This window comes from Edwardsiella hoshinae NBRC 105699 = ATCC 33379 (genome assembly GCF_000474215.1).
Taxonomy (GTDB): domain Bacteria; phylum Pseudomonadota; class Gammaproteobacteria; order Enterobacterales; family Enterobacteriaceae; genus Edwardsiella; species Edwardsiella hoshinae.
Genome location: NZ_BAUC01000004.1, coordinates 138376 through 162763 on the forward strand (window position 1 = coordinate 138376; position 24388 = coordinate 162763).

Here is a 24388-nt window from a genome sequence, read left to right on the forward strand (position 1 = left end):
CGCATATTGAAATCCCTTTTCATTTTTCCCGAAGGTGCGTAACATGCGCGCCCAATATTCTCTTATTTTTTCAGTTTATTATCGGTTGCTTCATGCTCACTCTTGCCCGCGCCCTCGCGCGACGTCTCCCCGATCGTACCGGCAGTGCCTTCCTGATCGTCGCGTTTCTCACCGGGATCGCCGGGGCGCTCCAGACTCCGACCCTCAGCTTGTTCCTCTCCAGCGAGGTCACCCAGAGTCCGCTGCTGGTCGGCCTGTTTTATACCGGCAGCGCGGTGATCGGTATCATCGTCAGCCAATGGCTCGCCAGCCTCTCGGATCGCCGCGGTGATCGTAAGCTATTAATCCTGATATGCTGCCTCTTAGGTGCTCTCGGTTGTCTCTTGTTCGCCTATAATCGCAACTACCTGCTGTTATTGGTGGTCGGGGTCTGTCTAACCAGCTTCGGCTCCACCGCCAATCCGCAGATGTTCGCTCTAGCACGCGAGTATGCCGATCGTAGCGGTAAAGAGGCAGTGATGTTCAGCTCCATTCTGCGCGCCCAGATCTCCCTGGCCTGGGTGATCGGCCCGCCGTTAGCCTTCGCCATGGCCTTGGGGTGGGGTTTCACCGCGATGTACCTGGCGGCCACCCTTACCTTTCTATTATGCGCCGCCATCGTTTGGCGTTGGTTGCCGACGATGCCGCGCTGCGCGGAAACCCCGCGCGGCGGCGCCCAGGCACCACGCCGCAATCGTCGCCAGACGTTACTCTTGCTGATCTGCGCCACCTTAATGTGGACCTGCAACAGCATGTATTTGATTAATATGCCACTCTATATCAGTCATCAATTACAGTTGCCGGAGCGACTGGCGGGACTGATGATGGGCAGCGCCGCCGGGCTAGAGATCCCGACGATGCTGATCGCCGGCGTCTATGCCGGGCGACTGGGGAAACGGCGTTTGATGTTGCTGGCGCTAGCGGCGGGGGTGTTGTTTTACGCCGGGCTGCTGTGGATCACGCATCCCTGGGCCCTGTTAGCCTTACAACTACTGAATGCGGTGTTCATCGGCATCCTGGCCGGGATCGGGATGCTTTACTTTCAGGATCTGATGCCGGGACAGGCGGGCTCGGCCACCACGCTGTTCACCACCAGCGGACGCATCGGCTGGATCATTGCCGGCTCAATCGCCGGGGTACTGGCCGAATGGTGGAATTATGCTGCGGTATTCCCGGTGTCGCTACTGATGCTGCTCGCCGCTAGCGCCTGCATGCTGAAGATGAAAAGTGATCGCCAGGCAGCGGACAGCAACGCGCCGGCTCCCTAGATCGCCTCATCGCCGGGCGCGCAGTGCGTAAGCCATCGCTCAGGGAGCGGTCGCGCGTTCCAATGCGTGCAGATAGGCCAGCGCCGCCGCGCGGTCCGCGCCACACATTTCGGCGCAGGGCTTGAGCTGGCCGCACACCGCCGGGCGCTGGGCTGAGTGAAAGAGCCGACACTGCAACGCCTCATCCAATTGCGGACAGGGCATCGCCGCCGGCTTGCCCTGCGGCAATCCCGGGATCGGGCTAGATATCGATGGGGCGATACAACAGGCGGCGCACGCGGCACGACACTCCATCATTGATGACTTCTCCTCTCCGCCTCGGGCGGTCGACGCTAGGGGGTGCAGCCCAGTGGGCGGCCAGAGCCGAGTCGGTGCCCAAAGAATCGGCGCCTCACTCGGTGGGGCGCTTACCCTAACAAAGCCTCGTCCCGTCGGCTAGCCCCGGCGGAGAAAAAAACATCACGACGCTGCCGAACCGCATGTTTCTCTTGTCTGGCGTGCAGGGTGACCGTCCACCCCACGCCTTTTTCTTTGGCACACGTCGATTCTCCGGTTTACTTTCTACGCACCGCGTCGTACTATTGCGCTAGTACACAAGAATCCTCAGGAGTCACCGATGACCATGGAGCAGACTTTGACCACCGCATTGCCGCGTCCTTCAATCTTGGGCGGAGCAATGATCATCGCCGGAACCGCCGTCGGCGCCGGTATGTTTTCCATCCCCGTCGTCACCGCCGGGGTGTGGTTCAGCCTCTCCGTCGTCCTGCTGATCGTCACCTGGGCTTGCATGTACCTGTCCGGCCTGATGATCCTGGAGAGCAATCTGCACTACCCGGCCGGAGCCAGCTTCCATACCATGGTTGGCGATCTGTTGGGCAAGGGCTGGAATAGCCTCAATGGGCTGTCTATCGCCTTCGTGCTGTATATCCTGACCTACGCCTATATCTCCGCCGGCGGCTCGATCATCACCCATACGCTGGCCCCACTGGCCGAGGTCGGCCAACCGTTGGCCGGCGGGGTCTTCGCCCTGCTGATCGGTTTCATCGTCTGGCTGTCGACGCGAGCGGTGGATCGTCTGAGCACCGTGCTGATCGGTGGGATGGTGATCACTTTCCTGCTATCGACCGGGGACATGTTCACCCATGTTGATCCCGCTATCCTGTTCGATCGCGGTGACGAACAGGCCAATTACCTGCCTTATGCGCTGGCCGCCATGCCCTACCTGCTGACCTCGTTCGGTTACCATGGCAACGTGCCGGGGCTGGTCAAGTATTACAACAAGGACAGTCGGGCGGTGGTACGGAGCCTGCTGTACGGTACCTTGATCGCCTTGGTGATCTACCTCTTCTGGCAGTATGTGATCCAGGGCAATATCAGCCGGGCGGCTTTCCGCCAGATTATTGCCGAAGGGGGTAACATCGGCAGCTTGCTCAAGCAGATGGGCAGTGTCGCCAGTAGCCCGTTAGTGACGCAACTGTTAAACGCGTTCTCCTATATGGCACTGGCCAGCTCGTTCCTTGGTGTCTCCCTGGGGCTGTTCGACTATATCGCCGATATGCTGAAGTTCGCCGATACGCCGAGTGGCCGCGCCAAGAGCGCGCTGATCACTTTCGTACCGCCGACCATCGGCGCCCTGCTATTCCCCAACGGTTTCCTGTACGCCATCGGTTTCGCCGGTCTGGCGGCCACCATCTGGGCGGTAATTGTCCCGGCGCTGATGGCACGCGCCAGCCGTCGCCGCTTTGCCCAGGCCAGCTATCGGGTGCCGGGCGGTGGCGTGGTCATCGCCTTGGTGATCGGCTTTGGCTTACTCAATGCCATCGCCCATATTCTTTCTCTGTTCAATCTGTTACCGATCTACCGCTAGACGACGTGCGCCCCGTTCTTCGGGGCGCCTCTTTTCCCGTCGAGGCCACTTTTTCCGCCGCCTCCCCTTGCCTGAAACGCGGCGTACGGGTAGTGTGTCGCCACCTGACTGCCTCCCGCCGTATCGTCAGTGACACCCGGAACGGATGGGAGCGCGGCCGAATAACCCCGCTGTTTTTTTAAGGTATTGCAATCATGGCCAGAGCTAACGAAATCAAACGCGGTATGGCGGTAAACTACAACGGTAAGCTACTGTTGGTCCGCGATATTGATATCCAGTCCCCCAGCGCGCGCGGCGCAGCAACCCTGTACAAAATGCGTTTCTCCGACGTGCGTACCGGGCTGAAAGTAGAAGAGCGCTTTAAAGGCGACGATCTGCTGGAGACCATCACCCTGAGCCGTCGTCCCGTCACCTTCTCTTACATCGACGGCGACGAGTATGTGTTTATGGATGACGAAGACTACACCCCATACACCTTCAAGAAAGAGCAAATCGAAGAAGAGCTGCTGTTTATCCCGGAAGGCGGCATCCCGGGGATGCAGGTGCTGACCATGGAAGGCCAGGTACTGGCACTCGAACTACCGCAGACCGTCGACATGGAAATCGTCGAGACGACCCCGAGCATCAAGGGTGCCTCCGCCAGTGCACGCACCAAACCGGCTACCCTGCCGACCGGGCTGGTCGTCCAGGTACCGGAGTATCTGAGCAACGGCGAGAAGATCCGTATTCACGTCGAAGAGCGCCGCTTTATGGGACGCGCCGACTAAGTCGGCCACCTATGCGGTAGGCGACGCCGCCAGTACGCAACAGGGGGACGCAATGCGTCCCCCTGTTTGTTATCTCATACGCCGAGGCGCAGAGAGGCTCACTTCATCTGCGGGAAGTAGACACGCTTGATCGCCAACTCGACACCGCGCACCTCGGCCAAGCCCTTCAGGCGCCCGATGGCGGAGTAGCCCGGGTTAGTTTTCTTCTTCAGATCGTCCAGCATCTGGTGACCGTGATCCGGACGCATCGGGATCGGCCGCAGATCGCCCGCCTGCTGACGACGATGCTCTTCCGTCAGGATCGCCTTGACCACGGCGAACATGTCGACATCCCCTTGAAGATGCGCCCCTTCATGGAAGCTCTTCGGGTTATCCTCACGGCAGGTGGCACGCAGGTGAGTGAAGTGAATCCGATCGCCAAAGCGTTCGATCATCTCCACTAAATCGTTATCGGCGCGCACACCGTAAGAGCCGGTGCACATGGTAAAACCGTTGTAGATACTGTCGACAGTCTCTTTCAACCACTGCATGTCTTCGATGGTAGAGACGATGCGCGGCAGACCGAGGATCGGACGCGGCGGATCATCCGGATGCACCGCCAGGCGCAGACCACAGGCTTCGGCCACCGGGACAATCTCACGCAGGAAGTGGGCCATATGCTCACGCAGCTGCGCCTTATCGATACCGTCATATTCGGCCAGGCGCGCGCGGAATTGATCCAGGGTATACCCCTCTTCCGCGCCCGGCAGTCCGGCGATGATGTTGCCCGTCAGCTTGGCCACCTCAGCCTCATTCATCGCCTCGAAGTAGGCCTTGGCCTGGTGCTGCTCCTCCGCGCTGTAATCCTGTTCGGCCCCCGGACGCTGCAAGATATGCAGTTCGAAAGCGGCGAAGGCGATCTGATCGAAGCGCAGTGCCTTGGAGCCATCCGGCATCAAAAACTCTAGATCGGTACGCGTCCAATCCAGCACCGGCATAAAGTTATAGCAGACGGTATCGATACCACAGGCTGCCAGATTACGCAGACTCTGCTTGTAGTTATCGATATAACGCTGATAGTCACCGGTCTGCGTTTTAATATCTTCGTGAACAGGAACACTCTCTACCACCGACCAGGTCAATCCCTTTTCAGCCAGCATTGCCTTACGCTGCTCAATCTCCTCAACACGCCAAACCTCGCCGTTCGGAATGTGATGCAACGCCGTCACGACGCCGGTCGCTCCAGCCTGGCGGACATCATCAAGGGAAACCGGATCGTTCGGACCATACCAACGCCAAGTTTGTTCCATCTACTGTTACCTTCTGCGGTGTGTTAACGGGTACTGCTCTGACGGGTCAGACAGATTTCACGTTTCACGGCCATCGCCGGCACAATCTGTCATACCAAATCGTCACAGATATCACTCAGCTTTACCCTGACGCATCCCGATGCGCCTGTCAAAAGCGAAAATCTCATTGGTTGATCCGTCTCACGATTATCGGGGAATTTTGGACTAACCAATTTGATTTTCTGTCATATCAATTTAGACTGCAAGCCCATGTGATGCTGTCTGACCACCCTGTAAGCACGTGTAGGCTTAGCCTACTTCAGGCGACGGCGCGAAATAAAGTGGTCTAACACCTTTGTGCGTATTGTTATGAAACAGGCCGCCAGGGCGGCGCTGCTTCTCTCATCCATTAGATGGAGCTCCGAATGAAAAACCTCGCCAACTATACATTACCGGCCGATGTGCAGCGCCCGTCCTACGATCGTAGCGCCCTGAAGTCCCGTATCGTACACCTGGGTTTTGGCGCCTTTCACCGCGCGCATCAGGCATTATTAACCGATCGCGTCTTGAATCAACAAGGCGGTGATTGGGGATACTGTGAGGTGAACCTGATCGGTGGCGAAGCCCTGATCGAGCAGTTACGCCAACAGGATCATCTATATTGTGTACTGGAAAAGGGCGCCAGCCACAATCAGGCGATCGTAGTTGGGGCGGTACACGAGTCACTGCACGCGGCCCTCGACGGGATCGAGGCGGTGATCGAGAAAATGGCCGAGCCACAGGTGGCCATCGTCTCGTTGACGGTGACCGAGAAAGGCTACTGCATCGAGCCGGGTAGCGGACGTTTAGATCTGAACAACCCGTTGATCCGGACCGATCTGGCTACCCCACACCAACCCGCGTCCGCTCCCGGCGCCATCGTTGAGGCGTTGCGTCTACGTCGCGAGCGTGGTCTGCTCCCCTTCACCGTTCTCTCCTGCGACAATATCCCGGAAAACGGCCATGTGGTGAAGAACGCGGTGCTGGATCTGGCCCAGGCGCGTGACCCACAGCTGGCCGCCTGGATCGACGCCAATGTCACCTTCCCCAGCACCATGGTTGATCGCATCGTACCGGCGGCTACCGCCGAGACGCTGGCGGAGATCAGTGCGGCACTCGGCATCGACGATCCGTGTGGCATCGCCTGCGAACCCTTTATTCAATGGGTCGTGGAGGACAACTTCGTCGCCGGACGTCCAGAATGGGAGATCGCTGGCGCTGAACTGGTCAACGACGTGCTGCCCTACGAGGAGATGAAGCTACGCATGCTCAACGGCAGCCACTCCTTCCTCGCCTACCTGGGATATCTGGCGGGCTATCAGCATATCAATGACTGCATGGAAGAGGCCGCCTACCGTCAAGACGCCCATCGCCTGATGCTGCAAGAGCAAGCCCCCACCCTGAGCGTCAGTGGCGTCGATCTGGCGCGCTACGCCGCGTTGCTAATCGAGCGTTACAGTAACCCAGCCCTGAAACATCGCACTTGGCAGATCGCCATGGACGGCACCCAGAAGCTACCGCAGCGCATGCTGGACTCCATTCGCTGGCATCTGGCGCACGGCAGCGCCTTCCCTTGTCTAGCATTGGGGGTAGCCGCGTGGATGCGTTATGTCGGGGCCATCGATGATGCCGGACAGCCGATCGACGTGCGTGACCCGATGCAGGAGACGCTGCAACAATGTGTAGCGAACAGCGCGGATGGTGTCGAACGCGTCCAGGCGTTATTAGCGCTCAGCGCCGTGTTCGGCGATGCGTTACCTCAAGCGCCACGCTTCGTCGACGCAGTCACCAGCGCCTACCTGAAGCTGATGCACCAGGGGGCGGCACGGACCTGCGCTGAATTAGCCGCACAAGAGTAAAAATAAAACAGGCAGCCTCGCCGCTGCCTGCCCATCCCCTCGCAGGCTTCCTCTCGGAGCCTGCGCTTGGCCGACGCCCCAACCTGCAATGTCCGTCTAATGAAAGACCAATGCCACATACAGATAGCTAATGGCAAATTAGGAAACAAAGCCTGTTGTGATAACACGCCATGCAATAACATGCTGTGTTATCTCATGGGCTCAGTATGTGTATTGACCAGCCAGTGCTGGGTAAAATCGGTAAGAGAGGATGGCCGACCAAACCAATACCCTTGCAAAAAATCCAAGTGGTAAGCGCGTAAATGCTGTAACTGTAGCGCCGACTCCACCCCCTCGGCCAACGTCACCATGTTTAAACGTTTCGCCAAGGTGATGACCGTATCCACAATATGCTCAGATAAGGCATCGCTGCCAATCATTTGCACAAAACTCTGATCGATCTTCAAAATATCGAACTGGTAACGCTGTAGATAAGCCAAGCTAGAGTGACCAGTACCGAAGTCATCCAACGCCAGCAATACGCCCAACGCGTGCAACTCGTCGAAAATACGCTCAGTCAACTCGCCATCGGGGACACGCTGCCGCTCCGTTAACTCCAACACCAATTGAATCGGATTCTCCTGGAAGGCCGCGATGAAACGGCGGCACTCCTCGACCAGGCTGAGATCGTTAAAATGGCTGGCGCTGATATTAAAACCAAAGTGAAACCCCGCAGGCAAACTACGACAACGCGGGGCGAAATAGTCGCTGACCTGCTGCATCATGTCGCGTGTCATCGGTACGATGAGCCCGCTATCTTCGGCCAATGGAATGAAGTTGTTCGGCGGGATCAGCCCCACTTGGGGATGTCGCCAACGCATCAAGATCTCGCACCCCACCAATCGCTCATCCTGACCGCTAACCACCGGTTGAATATAGGGAATGAACTGATGGCGACGCAATGCCTCACGCAGGTAGGCAACCGGGGTATTCACCTGCCCCACCAGGTGGTAGGTCACTACGCCAAACACGATGGCTAATCCCAGAAACAGCACCAAGCTGCCGCGTGAATAATCCAAGATATAGGCCCAGTGGCGGTTAGTCGGGATCGTCGTGACCACCGAAACCGCATAGTGGGGCGCCCGTTGCACGATGCGCTGGCCCGCAATCGGCGGCAATGCTTCGACGACTTGGCCACGTGCATCCATCCAACGCTCGCCGATATGCAGATACAAGGGCGTCGGCTCGCTCAGGGAGCGTAAAATATTACGCAGGTAGTAGCCATCGATCCCGACTAACACGCTGGTATTCTCCGGTCCCGGCGTACTGAACACCAACAGCGAACGGTTCGGCGTGATCTGATTATGTGGCATGAGGGTCAGGCGACTCTGGCTATAACGCTCATGACCGAGGTCACGCTGAATAGCGCCGTACAACGACGAGCAGTAGATGCTATTATCCCGCGCCAGGTTAACCGAACGCACATCGGGTACCGTGGTCACCTGGAAGGCCAGCGCGGCGTGTACTGTGGGGTCACAGGGTTGGCCGGCGTAACGTAACACGGCATCGGAAGCCAGACGGGCATTGTCTAACGCCTCCTCAATTTGCCCAAGGGCAAGCGTGATACGTTGATGCGCCGAATTATTCAGACCTCGCGATGCCTGCCATGAGACAGTGATCACCGCCAAGAACAGCACTACGCTTACCGCCCCTGCAGAAAACAGCGGGCGGAGATAACCACGCCAACGCTCAGCGCCCAGTCGCCTCATTCCTCTGTGCCTCGCTCTCGCCTGACGCACCATAGCGCACGCCATGCTATCCGCTACCCACTCGCCCTTTACCCCAGAGAGTCAGCGCTCATCATCTATGATTACTTAGCGTCTAGTCGTACCGGGGTGGAGTCGAACAGATAGCCGTCAAATCCCGGATCATCCGGGTTAGAGATCGCTAATAGTTTAGCTTTCACATTCTCCAAGTGCTGCCACATGGCTTGTTTGGCGGCGAGGGCGTCGCGGCGCAGCACCGCCTGCAAGATCTTCTGATGATCCTCCAGCCAATCCCAACGATAGCTGAAGTCCTGGGTATGACCGTGCAGTCCCGCCCACAGCGGGTTATGCTGGCGGGCCTGCCAAGCCTCTTTCACCATCCCAGCCAAGACGCTGTTTTGCGTCGATTGCGCCAGCAAGCAGTGAAAGCGCTCATCGGCGCTCTCATCAGCGCTGCCGCCATTTAACGCCTGGCGCTCCTGCTCGATAGCCTGACGCATCTGCAAAATATCAGATTTAGTAGCCTGGGTAGCGGCGAAGGCGGCGACCTCACTCTCCAGCAACTGACGCGCCTGAAGCAGTTCAAACGGCCCGAAGGTATTCTCGTCAAGGTTGCGTATTCGGGGGCCCGTGACATGCTGGGGAAGGGCGACCACATACACCCCCGACCCCTTGCGTACGTCGATCAAATGCTCTAACTCCAACATGATCAACGCCTCGCGCACCACGCTCCGGCTCACATCGAACTGCTCGGCGATATCGCGCTCTGGGGGCAAACGCTCCCCGATAGGATACTCGCCGCGTGCAATAGCGGCACGTAGCGTGTTGCCCACTTCCTGATACAATCTCATGGCTTGCCCCTCTGGATATGCGCTGGTGCAGAGAAAACTACAATTGGACAGGCCAATTGCCAAGAATTATACGCTGCTGCGTCTAGCTTGGGCTGATTGTATCACAGCGTTGATTCGTTAAGGAAAAAGCAGATAAGACAACAGGGTGCCTCCCAACAAGACAACCCATGCTAGAAAGGACGTTCCCGCTCGCGCCGGAACGTCCCGGGCAGGAGCATCAACGATACACGACAGTGATCAGTGCCTGAGTATGCGCCGTGTCCATCCAGATCAAACGGCCTTCCCCCACCTGAGCAGGTAGACGCCAATCGGCCTCGTATAGTCTACCGATATCGTGTTTGACCCTCTGGCGCTTACCATCACGATAACACGAGGAATGAACCTGATTATTTACCACATTAACCTGACAGCCATCCTCCTCAATTATACCTCCAAAATGGACTACACCCGAGCTTTGGCCTTGGGCGGGTCCTACGGCCAATCCGGCCATCAATAACATCCCCACAGCGACAACCTTAAACAGTGATAAATACTCGCGCTTCATATATCACTCCTGTCGTCAAGTTACTGCGTTTTTTCACCCTGCCTAGGCAATAATGGCTGAAAAAACAGAGACATTCCTTGTTAACATCCTCCTTGAAACATAGCAGAACTCATTGATTAATAACGGCTATCCAGATCAAAACTTCAGTTATTTCTTCTACAGAAACCAATACAGAATTAAAAACCAAATAAAAATTAAATCTTAGGATAAAACACTTAAACACAGTGCACAAAATGCCAAGTAATGATTAAATACATGGTGTTCGCGTAAATCCTCGACACTTTTGGGGTTGTCTCGCCGTCAATTTTTCTCAAGAATGTTTTCCCCCTCACAAAACATCCGTTTCTCCCGGTGCGGTAGATAAAACGGAGAAGGAATAGACAATGACCCGTGTAAATGTGATCACCGGTTTTCTCGGCAGCGGCAAAACCACGACCCTACGCCATCTACTGGCCCACAAGCCGGCGCAGGAACGCTGGGCCATACTGGTCAATGAATTTGGCGAAATCGGCATCGACGGCGCATTACTGGCCGATAGTGGTGCCCTATTGAAGGAGATCCCCGGTGGATGTCTTTGTTGCGTCAATGGGTTGCCGATGCAAATCGGCTTAAACACGCTATTGAAGGAGCAGCCCGATCGGTTACTGATCGAACCGACTGGGTTAGGTCACCCCAGCCAGATCCTGCGACAACTCTCAAGTGACAGCTACCATGCTTGGCTGACACTCCAGGCAACCCTATGCCTGCTAGATGCGCGTCAACTTGGCGAGGAGCGCCTACGTCATGATGAGAGCTTCAACGCCCAACTGGCCGTCGCGGATATCATCGTGGCGAACAAGTGCGATACCTACGACAGCGAGACACGTGAGCGTTTACAGCAGTGGTGGCAGCAACATGCGGCCGAACGCACGCTGATCGAGACTCAACAAGGTCAACTCGACGCTCGCTGGCTCGATACACCACGCCTACCCGCGCCCGCCCTCCCCGCATCCAGGCATCATCATGCCATCTCGGCTACCGCTTCCGGCATCGCCGCCTTACGGCTACAACCGGGTCAGGGGTGGCGCCGGGCGCTCAATCAAGGCCAGGGATACTACAGTTGCGGCTGGATCTTTAATGCAGACAGCGTCTTCGATACCGTCGGTCTACTGGAGTGGGTACGCCTCACCCCGCTGCGCCGCATCAAGGGCGTCTTACGCGTCGCCGAAGGGACGCTGCGCGTCAACCGCCAAGGGGAGGATTTCCACATCGAAACCAGCCCCGTCGTGCCACCGGATAGCCGCATCGAGGTGATCCACGACGCCGAGGCGGATTGGAACAGCTTGCAGAGCGCACTATTAAAGTTGCGCACACGCCGCCAAGTCGACGACGACGCACACTAACCCCGATGCTCGCCCTCCCCACATGCCCATAGTCAGGAGCAAGAGCGGGCGGCGTGACGGTACGGCGGTATGCCAAACCGCGTCTGGCATACCGCCCCCTGTTATCGGCACGACGCCTCGACCAGGGCGCGCGAGTCCCCCCTTCAGCGCACCGGAGACATGTGCACCCTATCGAAAGGTCAGGAGATGGTGCTAGCTGGGAACCCCCTCGTCATCTCCATCGCTTCCGCTACCAATGGAAACGGCGGCGAGGGTTAGACGGTAAAATGGCCTCGAGAAAAGGATAATCTGGAGAGATTACAGGCGAATATATTACTAAATGTGTCAAATTAAACCATTGCTTACTTATTGATAAGATATCTCTCCCCGTTTCGTTTTTTCCTCCTTATAATAAGGCGGCGCAGATCAGGAGAATAAGTCATATATTTGTCTGTTTTACATATGATTAGCTTAGTAGCTTCTACTGAATATCCCCCAAGAGACAGGCGATAACCTGACGTTTATTCCATAATTTTACTTTTGCAGGCGCAAATTTTTGCCGGCGATAGGAATAAAACAGGACAAAAAGTGTGTTCTGCTGCACAATTCTACCCTAGTGTGATTGTCAGCCTCTCACGCGGAAATTAGTCTCAGGAAGGGTCATTTTTAGATAGCGACATGACAGGTCGTTAAGGACAACAAGGGAAACGGTTTATAATGGTCAAGTCTCAACCAGTTCTGAGATACATTCTGCGCCTGGCACCCGCCATCGCCGTCGCAGTGTTACTTTCAGCATGTACCACAGCACCTCGCGATCACTACGCTCAAACTGATACGCATGCGGTTACCAACAAAGATAACCTTTTACTGCAAGCGTCTCAGGATGAATTCGAAGAGATGGTGCGCAATGTGGACATCAAGTCCAAGATCATGGATCAGTACGCGAGCTGGAAAGGCGTCCGTTACCGTTTGGGCGGCGATAGCAAGCGTGGCATCGACTGCTCGGCTTTCGTGCAACGAACTTTCCGTGAACAATTCGGCTTAGAGCTGCCGCGTTCCACCTCTCAGCAGGAGGGAAGCGGGCGCGCCATTAAGCGTTCCAAGCTCCGTATCGGCGATTTGGTGCTGTTTCGTGCCGGCTCTACCGGGCGTCATGTCGGCATCTACCTAGGCAATGATCAGTTCGTGCATGCCTCTACCAGTAGTGGCGTGACCATCTCTAGCCTGAACGAGGCTTACTGGAATAAACGCTACCGTGAGGCGCGTCGCGTCCTGCCTGGCGTCCAACTCGCGCAGACCGATACGCACAGCTGATATACCGACCGTTTTCCTGTCCCACTCAAACGCTGCCTCGGCAGCGTTTTTGCTATCCCTCCCCCACGCAAAAACCAACGCTTACATAAAAACACACATTTTATTAACATAACGACCTCGTCGCTGTATGCAAAATATGCAACAGCCCCTACTATTCATAGCGCAGAAGCAACATTGCGGCAACGGCGACAGAGCGCGACATGACGCAAGCCGACGCCTTTCCTCACGCTAATCAGACAGGAAGAGCAGACATGGAAAATCGCATCGCACCACAGGAAGCCCATTCCGACGCGCCCCCGGGAGAGCAGCTACAGCGTCATCTGAGCAATCGCCACATTCAACTCATCGCTATCGGAGGAGCCATCGGCACCGGCCTATTTATGGGCTCAGGCAAAACCATCAGCTTGGCGGGCCCATCGATCATATTCGTTTATATGATCATTGGCTTCATGCTGTTCTTCGTGATGCGGGCGATGGGCGAACTGCTACTCTCCAACCTGGCATATAAATCATTCAGCGACTTCGCCACCGATCTGCTCGGGCCACGGGCCGGCTACTTTACCGGTTGGACCTATTGGTTCTGCTGGGTGGTCACCGGGATGGCCGACGTGGTTGCCATTACTGCCTATGCCCACTTCTGGTTTCCCCACTTGGCGGACTGGATCATCTCGCTCTCCTGCGTAATCCTGTTGCTCTCGCTCAACTTGGTCACAGTCAAGCTGTTCGGCGAAACCGAGTTCTGGTTTGCAATGATCAAGATCATCGCCATCATCGCGTTGATCCTGATCGGCTTCGGCATGGCGTTCACGGGTTTCCGCTCCCCCTCCGGCGAGCAGGCCGCCTTCAGCAACCTGTGGCGCGATGGCCTCTTCCCCCATGGGATCAGTGGATTCTTCGCCGGGTTTCAGATTGCTGTTTTCGCCTTTGTCGGCATCGAGTTGGTCGGCACCACGGCGGCAGAGACCCGCAACCCGCAGCAAGTACTACCCAAAGCGATCAATGCCATACCGCTGCGCATCATCATGTTCTACGTCCTGGCGCTGTGTAGCATTATGATCGTCACCCCCTGGCACCAGGTGGTGGCAAACAAAAGCCCATTTGTCGAGCTGTTCGTACTGGCTGGATTACCGGCCGCCGCCGGAATCGTCAACTTCGTGGTGCTGACCTCCGCCGCCTCTTCCGCCAATAGCGGTATCTTCTCTACCAGCCGCATGCTGTATGGGCTGGCACAGAGCGGCTTAGCCCCCCGACGCTTCGCCCGCCTGTCGCCACGATCGGTCCCCGCCGCCGGGTTACTGTTCTCTTGTTTATGCCTCACGGGTGGGGTGGTGCTGCTGTACCTGATCCCTAACGTCATCACCGTCTTCACCCTGATAACCACAGTCTCAGCGGTACTGTTTATGTTTGTCTGGTCGATCATCCTATGCAGCTATTTGGTCTACCGGCGGCGTTACCCGCAACACCATGCTGCCTCTCATTACCCGATGCCTCTGGGCATCGTAATGAGTGGGGTATGCCTAGTGTTTCTACTCGGCGTGCTGATCCTGCTCACGCTGGAAAACGATACCCGCCAGGCGTTAATGGTCACTCCGCTGTGGTTTATCGCCCTGGCCATCGGCTGGCGTTTCACTCACCGTCACACTATGGGCACCCAGCAGCAAGAACGCGATGCAGTATAAATAAAAAAGCGGGGGAGCCTGTCGACTCCCCCGCCTCTGGGTCACGAAAAAGACGCTTAGTGTGCCGTCGCCTGCTCCGCTTGCGCCTGGCTGCCGTCCGGCTGCTTGATCAGGGCATACAACAGCCCGCTCAACAGCGTCCCAGCTACGATGGCCAACAGGTAAGGCAACACCGGCGAGATCGCACCAGGGATCAGCAGGACAAACAACCCACCGTGCGGTGCCATCAGCTTGGCGCCGAACAGCATCGATAACGCCCCGGTCAACGCGCCGCCCAGGATACAGCACGGCAAGACACGCATCGGGTCACGGGCGGCGAAGGGGATCGCCCCCTCGGTGATAAAGCATAGCCCTAAGATCACCGCCGCCTTGCCGCCCTCTCGCTCGCTTGCAGCGAATTTGCGTCGCGCCACCAGCGTCGCCAGCCCCATCGCCAGCGGCGGTACCATCCCGGCGGCCATGATGGCGGCCATCGGGCCATAGGTCTGGGTACTGAGCAACCCGACGCCGAAAGCATAGGCAGCCTTGTTAACCGGCCCCCCCATGTCGGTACACATCATCGCCCCGAGGATTGCCCCCAGGATCACTGCATTGGCCGTCCCCATGGTTTGCAACCAGTGCGTCAGCCACGCCAGGATCTTGGCCACCGGCGTACCGATAACATAGATCATCGCCAGACCGACGATGAGACTCGATAACAGCGGGATGATCAGGATCGGCTTCAGCGCCTCCATGCTGGCGGGTAGCTTGAGGCCGTTACTAATGGCGCGCGCGACATAGCCGGCGAGGAAACCGGCGATGATGCCACCGATAAAACCGGAACCGAGACTGACCGCCAACATCCCGCCGATCAGCCCTGGCGTCAGGCCGGGACGATCGGCGATGGAGAAGGCGATATAGCCGGCCAAGACCGGCACCATCAAGGCGAAAGCCGAGTCCCCGCCGATCCGCATCAGCGCCGCTGCCAGCGTACCCGGCTCCTTAAAGGCCTGGATACCGAAGACGAAAGAGAGCGCGATGCATAACCCCCCCGCCACCACCATCGGCAGCATATAGGAAACGCCGGTCAGCAGATGGCGATAGGCACCGCCCGCTTCCTTCTTGCCGTTCGCCGTCGCCGGTGCGCTCGCCGCGGATGCTGGTTGATAGATCACCGCCTCCCGTTGCGCCTTATCCAGTTCCTGTGCGCTCTTCTTCAGCGCCAAGCCGGTGCTGGTCCGATACATCGGCTTTCCGGCGAACTTCGCCAGATCCACCTCGATGTCGGCCGCCACCACCACCAAATCGGCCTGAGCCACCTCTTCTGGCGTGATGGCATTACCCGCCCCTACCGATCCACGCGTCTCGACCTTGACCTGCCAACCACGGCGTCGCGCCTCCGCCTCTAACGCCTCGGCCGCCATAAAGGTGTGGGCCACCCCAGTCGGGCAGGCGGTGACCGCCACCAGCCGCAGCGGGCGTGCCCCCGCGACAGGCGCCACCGGTGCCACATAATGGTAAGGCGTGGCATCGCGTTGTGCCCGGGCCAATAACTCCGCCGGCTGACGGATCGCCTCGACCACCGTGGCGCGGTAAACGCGCCGTCCTTCCAGCGCCGCATCCTGAGGCTCATCGTCGCCGATAAACAACACCAACTCCGCCTCCTGCGGGTGGGTCACCCAGCTAATCTGCCGCTGTTGACCTGCCGCTTCCAGCATACGCCGGGCCAGGAAACAACGGGCTTCGCCCTGCGCACCTTCGGTAATCAGTAGGGTATTCATCTCGCCCTCCGCAATCAGTTAAAAGGATCGAGCTCCACGCGCGCCATCATCGCGGCAAGTTGAGTCCGATCGGTAATGCCAACATTGCTCTGGCTAACCGCCAAGGCAGACACTGCCGTGGCCAGTCGTAGGGTATGTTCGCTGGATTCGCGCATCATCAGGCCATAAATCAGCCCGCCCACCATCGAGTCACCGGCCCCGACAGTACTGATAACCTCAACCGCCGGCGGCTTCGCCAGCCAGGCGCCAGAGGCGTTGACCCACAGCGCACCTTCGGCGCCGAGCGAAATCACCACATGGGCGATCCCCTGGTCACGCAGCGCATGCGCCGCGCCAACCACATCCGCCAAGGTCGGCAACGCACGGCCTGCCCAAATCTCCAGCTCGCGACGATTCGGCTTCACCAACCACGGTGCCGCCTTCAGTCCGGCGACCAACGCCTCGCGACTGCTGTCGAAGATGATGCACGGGCACTGACTGCGCAGACGTCGCATCCAGTCGGTGAAGTCGTCCGCCGCCACGCCAGCCGGTAGACTGCCGCTGACACACACCATATCGAACTGTCCCAACCAACTGAGCGAATCATTGACGAAACGATCCCAGTCACTCTTGCTGACGTCGAAACCGGAGAAGTTAAAGTCGGTGACCGCGCCATCTTTCTCCGTCAGCTTCACATTGATGCGTGTGCGTCCCGGTACGACTTGAAAGCGGTTGGCGATCCCCAGCTCGCTGAACAACTGCTGAAAACCATCTTGGTTGTCCTTGCCCAGAAAACCGCCTACTGTCACATCGATGCCCAGATCCTTCAGCACTTTAGCGACGTTGATCCCCTTACCCGCGGCATGCAGCCCGGCGGTCTGCACCCGGTTGACTTCACCGCGCTCGATCTCGGCACAATAGCCAACCAGATCGTAAGCCGGGTTTAAGGTGATGGTTGCTACTCTTCTACTCATGATATTTCCTCGCCGAGGCCATCTGCGATGGCCTGACCAATAACGTCTAAAGCCTGCTGCGCGTCGCTGCCGCTGGCAGTAAAACGCAGACGGTGACCTTTTTTAACCCCCAGTGCGACGACTTTCATCAGACTGCGGCCATTGACCGGAACCCCGCTGCCATCAAGGTTGGCAACGGTTATCTGGCTTGCAAATTGCTTGATGGTATTCACCAGTTGTGCGCCCGGACGGGCATGCAATCCATGCACATTGCGGATGGTAAACTCGGCGCTCAAGCTGAGCTGCTGATCCGTCAGCTCACTGGTCAGGTAGGCCAGCACCTCCGCTGCACTCTGTGCCGTCAGCAAACGTTCAGCTTGTTGCTGTAGCAGCAAACGGCTCAGGTAATCCAGCATCCCTTCCGGTTGGGCATCGGCCATGGCGACCGTCAGCAGCAAGGCTACACGTTCACCATCAACCTCAAATGGCTGACGCACACGCGCCACCGCCGCCGCGCTGGCGTTGACGCCCAGCGCGCTATCACATAGCCAGATCCCTTGGCCGAGGCACAATGGGGGGCGAGTGATGACATCACTGACAAACTCACTCCCCACTGCACCACATTGTTGTAGACGTCCGGCATTCAGCGCCTGTAGTGTCATCAGGTTATCCGTCTCTACATCCAGAGCGATCATGCTGATATCGAAACGGAACTCAGCGACGCGACGCTCGCCGAGTAACAAACTGCGTAGGGTTTCAGCCGACGTCGTTTGCGCTAATTCACGGCTGACACTCTCGTCACCCAACACATGTGTCAACTGACGCAGCAGCGCCAAATGTTCGTCGGACTGGGCGGCGATGCCGATCACCACATAGGCGCGCTGCCCCTCTCCCCAGTCCACCCCCTGCGGGAACTGAAACACCTGAACCCCAGTCTTCCGCACCTGCTCGCGGGTATCGGTCGTGCCGTGAGGAATGGCGATACCGTTACCCAAATAGGTCGGCGTCTGTTTCTCACGTTGTAACATGCCCTGCTCATAGCCTTCGCCGACATAGCCGGCCTGAACCAAGGCCGCCGCAACCTGCCTGATGGCCTCTTCTTTATTTCCCGCTTCCGCAGCCAGGTGAATATCCTGTAGGGTCAGATGAAACATAGATGGATGCTCCTCGTTGTCGCGCCTGCGTCATGCACATCGGCGAATTGAATCGTTTCAGCTTTATGGGGTAAAAAATAAAACCGACTCGCCTAAGGCACCCCAGCTTATACCGCTGAATCGTTTCTATTAGTCTGGTATTTCTAAGCAGGTTAAGCAAGAACTTCTCCCGATAGCTGACTAAATTTTAGACCTTCAGCACATTTTTGCTGAAGGCTGTCATCGCGCAATCCGACGTGCGACAATGGAGTGGCTGAAATTTGCTGATGGAGGAATATACATGGCAGTCAATGTGGGGGTCGGCGTAATCATTGTGAATGCGGCCGGCCAAATCCTGCTGGGAAAACGCTGCGGCAGTCACGCCCCCTACTGGTCTATCCCCGGCGGTCATGTCGAGGCGGGCGAGAGCTTCGAACAGACGGCGATACGTGAAGTCGCCGAAGAGTGCGCGCTGCAAATAGCGACGCCGCGCTTTGTTGGTGTGACCAACAATCTACAGACCTGGCAAGAGGAGGGCGTCCATACCGTCTCCATCATTATGCAGGTCGCGGCACCAGAGAAAGGCGAAGCGTTGCGTTGTGAGCCACATAAGTGCGAAGGCTGGCAGTGGTGCGATCCACATCAGCTACCACAGCCCTGTTTCGATGCCTGTCGCCAAGGGGTCGCGCTCTGGCTGACACAACAGTGTTATCAGGCGGAGCACGGCTAAGGCGGGCTGCGACGCTCCGCCATGGTGCGCCCGCACCGTCGCGGAGCGCTGCCGCATAACATAAAAATGCCTCTACAATGAAGATGATGACTGTCGTTATTTTGTACAATCATCTTCTACTGCACCAACCCTGTTCACCTCTGCCCCATCGCTGCACCAAAATAAATCACGACGCACAAAAACAGTGCAATTTTATGCCACCCGCTCCATACGCTACGAGGCATCAATGGCAAATATGACTATAATTCATTGATAATAAATAAAAATAAATTGTTGGCACGTTTTTTTCATTAGTAAACGGGAAAACATAAGGCCGTGTCCTGATTCGCGTCGCTGACGCGTAGCATGACGGGACACCGCCCAGCGGGTTATCGCCACGACAAGGAACCATTACAATGAAATCACTGTTGAAAGCCTCTGTAGCCGCCCTCGCCCTCACCTTCGCCCTCAGCGCGCAGGCGGCGGAAAAACCGCTGATCGTCGCCACCGACACCGCCTTCGTCCCCTTCGAGTTTAAGAAAGGTGACAAGTATGTCGGCTTCGATATCGATCTGTGGGAGGCCATCGCTAAACAGCTGCACCTAAGCTATACCCTGAAGCCGATGGATTTCAGCGGCATCATTCCGGCATTGCAAACCCATAACGTCGATCTGGCACTGGCCGGGATCAGCATCACGGAAGAGCGGAAGAAGGCCATCGACTTCTCCGACGGCTACTACAACAGCGGCCTGATAGTGATGGTTAAGAGCGATAACGCCGAGATCAAAGGCATCAAGGATCTGGATGGTAAGGTGTTAGCCGTCAAGAGCGGTACCGCCGGGGTGGACTACGCAAAAGCGCACGTGAAGAGCAAGGATCTGCGCCAGTTCCCTAACATCGATAACGCCTATCTGGAGTTGGCTACCGGCCGTGCCGACGCCGTGCTGCACGATACGCCGAACATCCTCTACTTTATCAAGACCGCCGGTAACGGTCAGTTCAAGGCGGTGGGCGATTCATTGGAAGCCCAAGCCTACGGCATCGCCTTCCCGAAAGGCAGCGATGCGTTACGCGAACAGGTCAACGGTGCGTTGAAAACTCTGAAAGAAAACGGCACTTACGCCGCCATCTATAAAAAATGGTTCGGTGTCGAACCGAAATAATCGTCATGCTTTGGGCGCCTATCGGGCGCCCCCTTTGCCCGCATGGGCGTTGCACGGTAACAATCTCGTTTTACCAGGAGAATCAACATGCAGTTTGACTGGAGCGCCATCTGGGATGCCATCCCGCTGTTGCTGGAAGGCGCCAAACTCACCCTCTGGATCTCGGTGCTAGGGCTACTCGGCGGCCTGGTCATCGGCCTGGCCGCCGGCTTCGCTCGCGCCTTTGGCGGCTGGCTAAGCAACCACGTCGCCTTGGTGTTCATCGAGCTGATCCGCGGCACGCCCATCGTGGTGCAGGTGATGTTTATCTACTTCGCCTTACCGATGATGATGCCGCTGCGTATCGATCCTTTCACCGCCGCCGTCACCACCATCATGATCAACTCCGGAGCCTATATCGCCGAGATCACGCGCGGGGCGGTGCTTTCCATCCACAGCGGCTTCCGCGAGGCCGGCCTGGCGCTGGGACTGTCGCGGCGCGATACCTTACGCTACGTGATCATGCCGCTGGCGCTGCGCCGCATGCTGCCGCCGCTGGGTAATCAGTGGATCGTCAGCATCAAGGATACCTCACTGTTTATCGTCATCGGCGTCGCCGAACTGACCCGCCAGGGTCAAGAGATCATCGCCGGTAACTTCCGCGCCATGGAGATTTGGAGCGCTGTCGCCGTGATCTATCTGATCATGACGCTCGCCCTCAGCTTTGTCTTACGCCGTCTGGAAAGAAGATTGAAAATTATATGATTGAATTTAAAAACGTCGATAAAAGCTTCGGTCAGACCGCCGTCCTACACGATATTAACCTGCGTATTCAGCCGGGCGAGGTGGTGGTGATCATCGGCCCATCCGGCTCGGGAAAATCTACCCTACTACGCTGCATCAACAAGTTAGAGGTGATTAGCGGCGGCCAACTGTTAGTCGATGGCATGGATGTGAACGATCCCAAGGTGGACGAGCGTCTGATCCGCCAGGAGGCGGGAATGGTATTCCAGCAGTTCTATCTGTTCCCTCATCTTAGCGCGCTGGAGAACGTCATGTTCGGCCCGATGCGCGTACGTGGCATGAGCCGTGCAGACGCCGAGCAGCGCGCCCGCGTCCTGCTCGCCAAGGTCGGACTGTCGGAGCGCGCCCATCACTACCCCTCCGAACTGTCCGGCGGGCAACAACAGCGTGTCGCCATCGCCCGCGCCCTAGCGGTGAAACCGAAGTTAATGTTGTTCGATGAGCCGACATCGGCGCTGGATCCCGAACTGCGCCATGAAGTCCTGACGGTAATGAAGGATCTAGCCGAAGAAGGCATGACCATGGTGATCGTCACCCATGAGATCGGTTTTGCCGAGAAGGTGGCCTCACGACTGATCTTCGTCGATAAGGGACGCATCAGCGCCGATGGCGAGCCACAACAGCTGATCCATAACCCGCCCAACGAACGTCTGCGCGAATTCCTACAACACGTCGCCTAACGCCGCTGGCCGACAAGAAACAGAGGAGCGCCCGCTGGGGTGCTCCTGTTCACCGCAGCCGTTTAGAAGCGCCAGGCGATAAAACGACTCACCTTCTGCCCCTGTGCCATACTGATCTCACGCACCTCGCGCGCCTGAACGGCCCGCAAAGCCTTACGCAAGGCTGGCAACGTCTCACGCCTCGACACCAGCGACGTAAACCAGCCCACCTGTTCTGCAAACTCGCGACTTTCAGCGATCATCCGCAGGATGAAGCCCTGCTCGCCTCCGGGACACCACAACTCATCCGCTTGACCGCCAAAGTTCAACGCGGCGGCCGTCGTCGCTAGCCCCAGGTTGGCCCGTTTCCGCTGGCTGCCCGCCGCCGCCTCGACAGCGTCGCGGTGAAATGGGGGATTACACATCGTCGCGGCGTAGCACTCACCAGGTTTAAGGACACCGTGGAAGATCGCCTGCGGCTGACGCTGACGCCGCAACCGGATACGCGTCGCCAGCCCAGGGTTAGCCTGAATAATCGCCGTAGCCGCCGCCAGCGCCTGCGGCGAGATATCGCTGGCGGTAAAACGCCAGCCGTACTCGGCCTGCCCCAATAATGGATAGATACAGTTGGCACCCGTGCCGATGTCTAGAATACACGTCTGTGCCCCGCGCGGGATCTGACCATCCGAGCGCCGGCTAGCCAGCAGATCGGCCAGATAGTGCAGGTAATCGGCACGTCCCGGGATCGGCGGGCAGAGAAACTGTGCGGGAATATCCCAATGGGCGATGCCATACACCTGCGCTAACAACGCCTGATTCAGGGCGCGTACCGCCAGGGGGTCAGCGAAATCGATGCTCGCTTCACCGCGCGGAGTGGTGCGCAGGAAAGGACGCAAGGCTGGCGATGCCTGACATAGCGCCGCCATATCGTAGCGCCCCTGATGGCGGTTGCGGGGATGCAGGCTCGCTTTCTGCCGCCGCACAGGCGGCGTAACTGGCTGGTTATTCATCGTCGAAGTCGGGGATTACGGATACAGGGCGGCAAGTATACCCATTTCACCGACGTAGACCTACTCCGTCTCACTCGGCAATAGCGGCGCGTCTGGCGTATACTGGCGTTGCTATCCCACGGCCAATGGCCGTATGCCGCGTGGCGCGCTCCCGCCAGTGTCCCACGCTCACTCACTGGAATCTGCTTGCCATGTTTGTCTCCCTCGCACGGCCGCTGGCGGCGCTCCTACTGTGCTGGAGTGTCTGCGCGACGGCCCAATCCGACCGCATTGACGAACGTTACGCTCTCTCCCTATTCGGCCAAGCTCGTTACGCCGCCGGCTTCAATCATTTCGATTATGCCAATCCGGCGGCCCCTAAAGGCGGCACCCTACGCCTCGCCGCCCTCGGCAGTTACGATAACTTTAATCCCTACGCCGCACAGGGGACGCCGGCCATCCACAGCGCCCGGCTGTTCGATACCCTGTTCACCTTGTCGGCGGATGAGCCCGCCAGCGCCTATCCCTTGATCGGCTCCGCGATCCGCGCCGATCGACGCTTTCGTTGGGCTGAGATCCGCCTCAACCCACAAGCCCGTTTTCAAGATCGCACGCCGATCAGCGCCAGCGATGTCGTTTTTAGCTTTCATGCCCTGATGCAGCAAGGCCCCGTCGCGTTTCGCCAGCGCTTTCGCGGCGTCACGCTACAGGTACTCAGTCCATTATCGCTACGCATCGACCAACCGCATCCCGATAAAGCACGCATCTTCGCGCTGTTGACTCAACTGCCTATCCTGCCACAACATGCCTGGCGCCATCAGCGCTTGGACCAACCACTGCGCACCCCGCCTATCGGCAGCGGCCCCTACCGCGTTGCCTGCTACCGGCTCGGTCATTCGGTGACCTACCAACGTCTGAGCGACTACTGGGCCGCTGATCTGCCCGTTAACCGCGGGCGTGATAACTTCGCGATCCTGAGCTACCACTATTATCCCAATGACGCCGCGGCACGCGCGGCCTTTCTACACGACGCACTGGATCTCCGCTTGGAGCGCTCACCCGCAGCCTGGGCGCAACAATACACTGGACGCGCCGTGCGCCAAGGGCAAATCATTCGCCTCGTGCGCACGAGCCAAGCGGCCCAGGCGACGCGTTGGCTGGCGTTCAACAATCAATTGTCCCTATTCCACGACCGACGGGTTCGCCAGGCCATCTCGCTAGCCTTCGACTTTCCGCGCCTCAACCAGCGTTGGTATCATGCGGCCTATCGCCGCACGAACAGCTACTTTCAGCAAACGCCCTACGCGGCCCGCACCTACCCCGATGCCGCCGAACTGCTCTGGCTGGCACCGCTACAAGCGCAATTGCCCCCGCCGCTCTTTCACCATATTTACCGCCCGGGAGGTGCCGGAAAGAGGGCCCTGCGCCAGGCTCAGGCGCTGCTGACGCAGGCAGGCTGGCGCCGTCAGGGGGAGGTATTGATCAATCTCCATAGCGGGCAACGCTTCGCCTTTACCTTGTTACTCCCCTACGCGAGCCAGTTGCACTATGTCGCCGCGCTGCGCACCCGCCTGGCCACACTAGGGATAGTCATGCATATCCGCTATGCCCCGCGCGGCCAGTTCGCAGCGCTGGCTCGGCGCCATGATTTCGGCATGC

Annotated in this window: 21 protein-coding genes; 12 read left to right on the forward strand and 9 right to left on the reverse strand. The window is 57.9% G+C overall.

Translation table 11 applies throughout. The annotated features are described in order from the left end of the window. The first annotated feature begins 92 nt into the window (after nucleotides 1-92). Complete coding sequence (locus EHO01S_RS02230) at nucleotides 93-1307, forward strand: sugar efflux transporter (protein WP_024522425.1); 1215 nt, start codon at nucleotides 93-95, stop codon at nucleotides 1305-1307. A 39-nt stretch (nucleotides 1308-1346) separates the two neighbouring features. On the opposite strand, the gene EHO01S_RS02235 is transcribed toward EHO01S_RS02230, so the two are convergent. Then, nucleotides 1347-1601 (reverse strand): hypothetical protein, encoded by a 255-nt coding sequence (locus tag EHO01S_RS02235; protein ID WP_024522426.1) that lies wholly within the window; start codon nucleotides 1599-1601, stop codon nucleotides 1347-1349. Nucleotides 1602-1923: 322 nt separating this feature from the next. On the opposite strand from EHO01S_RS02235, the gene mtr reads away from it, so the two are divergent. Both mtr and yeiP read left to right on the forward strand, forming a co-directional pair. After that, nucleotides 1924-3174 (forward strand): tryptophan permease, encoded by a 1251-nt coding sequence (gene mtr / locus EHO01S_RS02240; RefSeq protein WP_035370177.1) that lies wholly within the window; start codon nucleotides 1924-1926, stop codon nucleotides 3172-3174. 194 nt (nucleotides 3175-3368) lie between these two features. Further along, nucleotides 3369-3941, forward strand: a complete 573-nt coding sequence (yeiP, locus tag EHO01S_RS02245; protein WP_005287912.1) for an elongation factor P-like protein YeiP — start codon at nucleotides 3369-3371, stop codon at nucleotides 3939-3941. Nucleotides 3942-4039: 98 nt separating this feature from the next. On the opposite strand, the gene uxuA is transcribed toward yeiP, so the two are convergent. After that, nucleotides 4040-5230 carry a mannonate dehydratase gene (gene uxuA, locus EHO01S_RS02250; protein ID WP_024522428.1) on the reverse strand — a complete coding sequence of 397 codons (1191 nt, stop codon included), beginning with the start codon at nucleotides 5228-5230 and terminating at the stop codon, nucleotides 4040-4042. A gap of 404 nt (nucleotides 5231-5634) precedes the next feature. Between uxuA and EHO01S_RS02255 the strand changes: the two genes are divergently transcribed. Further along, complete coding sequence (locus EHO01S_RS02255; RefSeq protein ID WP_024522429.1) at nucleotides 5635-7107, forward strand: mannitol dehydrogenase family protein; 1473 nt, start codon at nucleotides 5635-5637, stop codon at nucleotides 7105-7107. Nucleotides 7108-7295: 188 nt separating this feature from the next. Here the strand turns inward: EHO01S_RS02255 and EHO01S_RS02260 are convergent, their stop codons facing one another. From EHO01S_RS02260 to EHO01S_RS19470, 3 genes are all read right to left on the reverse strand, one after another. Continuing rightward, the gene (locus tag EHO01S_RS02260; RefSeq protein ID WP_024522430.1) at nucleotides 7296-8855 is read right to left on the reverse strand and encodes an EAL domain-containing protein; all 1560 of its coding nucleotides are present in this window, start codon (nucleotides 8853-8855) and stop codon (nucleotides 7296-7298) included. Between the two features lie 101 nt (nucleotides 8856-8956). Then, nucleotides 8957-9703 (reverse strand): FCD domain-containing protein, encoded by a 747-nt coding sequence (locus tag EHO01S_RS02265; RefSeq protein WP_024522431.1) that lies wholly within the window; start codon nucleotides 9701-9703, stop codon nucleotides 8957-8959. A gap of 217 nt (nucleotides 9704-9920) precedes the next feature. Then, nucleotides 9921-10247, reverse strand: coding sequence for a YmdA family protein (locus tag EHO01S_RS19470; RefSeq protein WP_024522432.1), 327 nt, complete (start codon nucleotides 10245-10247; stop codon nucleotides 9921-9923). Nucleotides 10248-10630: 383 nt separating this feature from the next. Here EHO01S_RS19470 and EHO01S_RS02275 point away from each other — a divergent pair, with 383 nt between their 5' ends. From EHO01S_RS02275 to cycA, 3 genes are all read left to right on the forward strand, one after another. Beyond that, complete coding sequence (locus EHO01S_RS02275) at nucleotides 10631-11629, forward strand: CobW family GTP-binding protein (RefSeq protein ID WP_024522433.1); 999 nt, start codon at nucleotides 10631-10633, stop codon at nucleotides 11627-11629. A 696-nt stretch (nucleotides 11630-12325) separates the two neighbouring features. Beyond that, nucleotides 12326-12922 carry a bifunctional murein DD-endopeptidase/murein LD-carboxypeptidase gene (gene mepS / locus EHO01S_RS02285; RefSeq protein WP_024522435.1) on the forward strand — a complete coding sequence of 199 codons (597 nt, stop codon included), beginning with the start codon at nucleotides 12326-12328 and terminating at the stop codon, nucleotides 12920-12922. Nucleotides 12923-13173: 251 nt separating this feature from the next. After that, nucleotides 13174-14601, forward strand: a complete 1428-nt coding sequence (gene cycA, locus EHO01S_RS02290; protein ID WP_024522436.1) for a D-serine/D-alanine/glycine transporter — start codon at nucleotides 13174-13176, stop codon at nucleotides 14599-14601. Nucleotides 14602-14657: 56 nt separating this feature from the next. Here the strand turns inward: cycA and fruA are convergent, their stop codons facing one another. The 3 genes from fruA to fruB are packed head-to-tail and all read right to left on the reverse strand — an operon-like array spanning nucleotide 14658 to nucleotide 18447. Further along, nucleotides 14658-16361: a PTS fructose transporter subunit IIBC gene (fruA, locus tag EHO01S_RS02295; protein WP_024522437.1), complete on the reverse strand. Its 1704-nt coding sequence runs from the start codon at nucleotides 16359-16361 to the stop codon at nucleotides 14658-14660. Between the two features lie 14 nt (nucleotides 16362-16375). Further along, a complete protein-coding gene (fruK, locus tag EHO01S_RS02300) occupies nucleotides 16376-17314 on the reverse strand; it encodes a 1-phosphofructokinase (protein WP_024522438.1) in 939 nt (312 codons plus the stop codon). Next, nucleotides 17311-18447, reverse strand: coding sequence for a fused PTS fructose transporter subunit IIA/HPr protein (fruB, locus tag EHO01S_RS02305; protein ID WP_024522439.1), 1137 nt, complete (start codon nucleotides 18445-18447; stop codon nucleotides 17311-17313). The genes fruK and fruB overlap by 4 nt, the downstream gene beginning before the upstream one ends. Before the next feature lie 280 nt (nucleotides 18448-18727). Here fruB and EHO01S_RS02310 point away from each other — a divergent pair, with 280 nt between their 5' ends. From EHO01S_RS02310 to glnQ, 4 genes are all read left to right on the forward strand, one after another. Further along, the gene (locus EHO01S_RS02310; protein WP_024522440.1) at nucleotides 18728-19156 is read left to right on the forward strand and encodes a nucleotide triphosphate diphosphatase NUDT15; all 429 of its coding nucleotides are present in this window, start codon (nucleotides 18728-18730) and stop codon (nucleotides 19154-19156) included. Nucleotides 19157-19551: 395 nt separating this feature from the next. Beyond that, nucleotides 19552-20298: a glutamine ABC transporter substrate-binding protein GlnH gene (gene glnH / locus EHO01S_RS02315; RefSeq protein ID WP_024522441.1), complete on the forward strand. Its 747-nt coding sequence runs from the start codon at nucleotides 19552-19554 to the stop codon at nucleotides 20296-20298. A gap of 87 nt (nucleotides 20299-20385) precedes the next feature. Beyond that, nucleotides 20386-21042 (forward strand): glutamine ABC transporter permease GlnP, encoded by a 657-nt coding sequence (glnP, locus tag EHO01S_RS02320; protein ID WP_024522442.1) that lies wholly within the window; start codon nucleotides 20386-20388, stop codon nucleotides 21040-21042. Then, nucleotides 21039-21761, forward strand: coding sequence for a glutamine ABC transporter ATP-binding protein GlnQ (glnQ, locus tag EHO01S_RS02325; RefSeq protein WP_024522443.1), 723 nt, complete (start codon nucleotides 21039-21041; stop codon nucleotides 21759-21761). Before glnP ends, glnQ begins: the two co-directional genes overlap by 4 nt. Before the next feature lie 62 nt (nucleotides 21762-21823). On the opposite strand, the gene rlmF is transcribed toward glnQ, so the two are convergent. Then, the gene (gene rlmF / locus EHO01S_RS02330) at nucleotides 21824-22723 is read right to left on the reverse strand and encodes a 23S rRNA (adenine(1618)-N(6))-methyltransferase RlmF (protein ID WP_232238280.1); all 900 of its coding nucleotides are present in this window, start codon (nucleotides 22721-22723) and stop codon (nucleotides 21824-21826) included. A gap of 218 nt (nucleotides 22724-22941) precedes the next feature. Between rlmF and EHO01S_RS02335 the strand changes: the two genes are divergently transcribed. After that, the coding region (locus EHO01S_RS02335) for an ABC transporter substrate-binding protein (protein WP_024522445.1) at nucleotides 22942-24388 on the forward strand (1447 nt) is incomplete at its 3' end.

Excerpts from the sequence above, each read along its gene's own strand:
- EHO01S_RS02275 (WP_024522433.1), top strand. The coding sequence starts at position 10,631 with ATGACCCGTGTAAATGTGATCACCGGTTTTCTCGGCAGCGGCAAAACC.
- EHO01S_RS02255 (WP_024522429.1), top strand. The coding sequence starts at position 5,635 with ATGAAAAACCTCGCCAACTATACATTACCGGCCGATGTGCAGCGCCCG.
- yeiP (WP_005287912.1), top strand. The coding sequence starts at position 3,369 with ATGGCCAGAGCTAACGAAATCAAACGCGGTATGGCGGTAAACTACAAC.
- EHO01S_RS19470 (WP_024522432.1), bottom strand. The coding sequence starts at position 10,247 with ATGAAGCGCGAGTATTTATCACTGTTTAAGGTTGTCGCTGTGGGGATG.
- mepS (WP_024522435.1), top strand. The coding sequence starts at position 12,326 with ATGGTCAAGTCTCAACCAGTTCTGAGATACATTCTGCGCCTGGCACCC.
- glnH (WP_024522441.1), top strand. The coding sequence starts at position 19,552 with ATGAAATCACTGTTGAAAGCCTCTGTAGCCGCCCTCGCCCTCACCTTC.
- fruA (WP_024522437.1), bottom strand. The coding sequence starts at position 16,361 with ATGAATACCCTACTGATTACCGAAGGTGCGCAGGGCGAAGCCCGTTGT.
- fruB (WP_024522439.1), bottom strand. The coding sequence starts at position 18,447 with ATGTTTCATCTGACCCTACAGGATATTCACCTGGCTGCGGAAGCGGGA.
- glnQ (WP_024522443.1), top strand. The coding sequence starts at position 21,039 with ATGATTGAATTTAAAAACGTCGATAAAAGCTTCGGTCAGACCGCCGTC.
- uxuA (WP_024522428.1), bottom strand. The coding sequence starts at position 5,230 with ATGGAACAAACTTGGCGTTGGTATGGTCCGAACGATCCGGTTTCCCTT.
- EHO01S_RS02260 (WP_024522430.1), bottom strand. The coding sequence starts at position 8,855 with ATGAGGCGACTGGGCGCTGAGCGTTGGCGTGGTTATCTCCGCCCGCTG.
- fruK (WP_024522438.1), bottom strand. The coding sequence starts at position 17,314 with ATGAGTAGAAGAGTAGCAACCATCACCTTAAACCCGGCTTACGATCTG.
- cycA (WP_024522436.1), top strand. The coding sequence starts at position 13,174 with ATGGAAAATCGCATCGCACCACAGGAAGCCCATTCCGACGCGCCCCCG.
- EHO01S_RS02310 (WP_024522440.1), top strand. The coding sequence starts at position 18,728 with ATGGCAGTCAATGTGGGGGTCGGCGTAATCATTGTGAATGCGGCCGGC.
- mtr (WP_035370177.1), top strand. The coding sequence starts at position 1,924 with ATGACCATGGAGCAGACTTTGACCACCGCATTGCCGCGTCCTTCAATC.
- EHO01S_RS02235 (WP_024522426.1), bottom strand. The coding sequence starts at position 1,601 with ATGGAGTGTCGTGCCGCGTGCGCCGCCTGTTGTATCGCCCCATCGATA.
- EHO01S_RS02230 (WP_024522425.1), top strand. The coding sequence starts at position 93 with ATGCTCACTCTTGCCCGCGCCCTCGCGCGACGTCTCCCCGATCGTACC.
- glnP (WP_024522442.1), top strand. The coding sequence starts at position 20,386 with ATGCAGTTTGACTGGAGCGCCATCTGGGATGCCATCCCGCTGTTGCTG.
- EHO01S_RS02265 (WP_024522431.1), bottom strand. The coding sequence starts at position 9,703 with ATGAGATTGTATCAGGAAGTGGGCAACACGCTACGTGCCGCTATTGCA.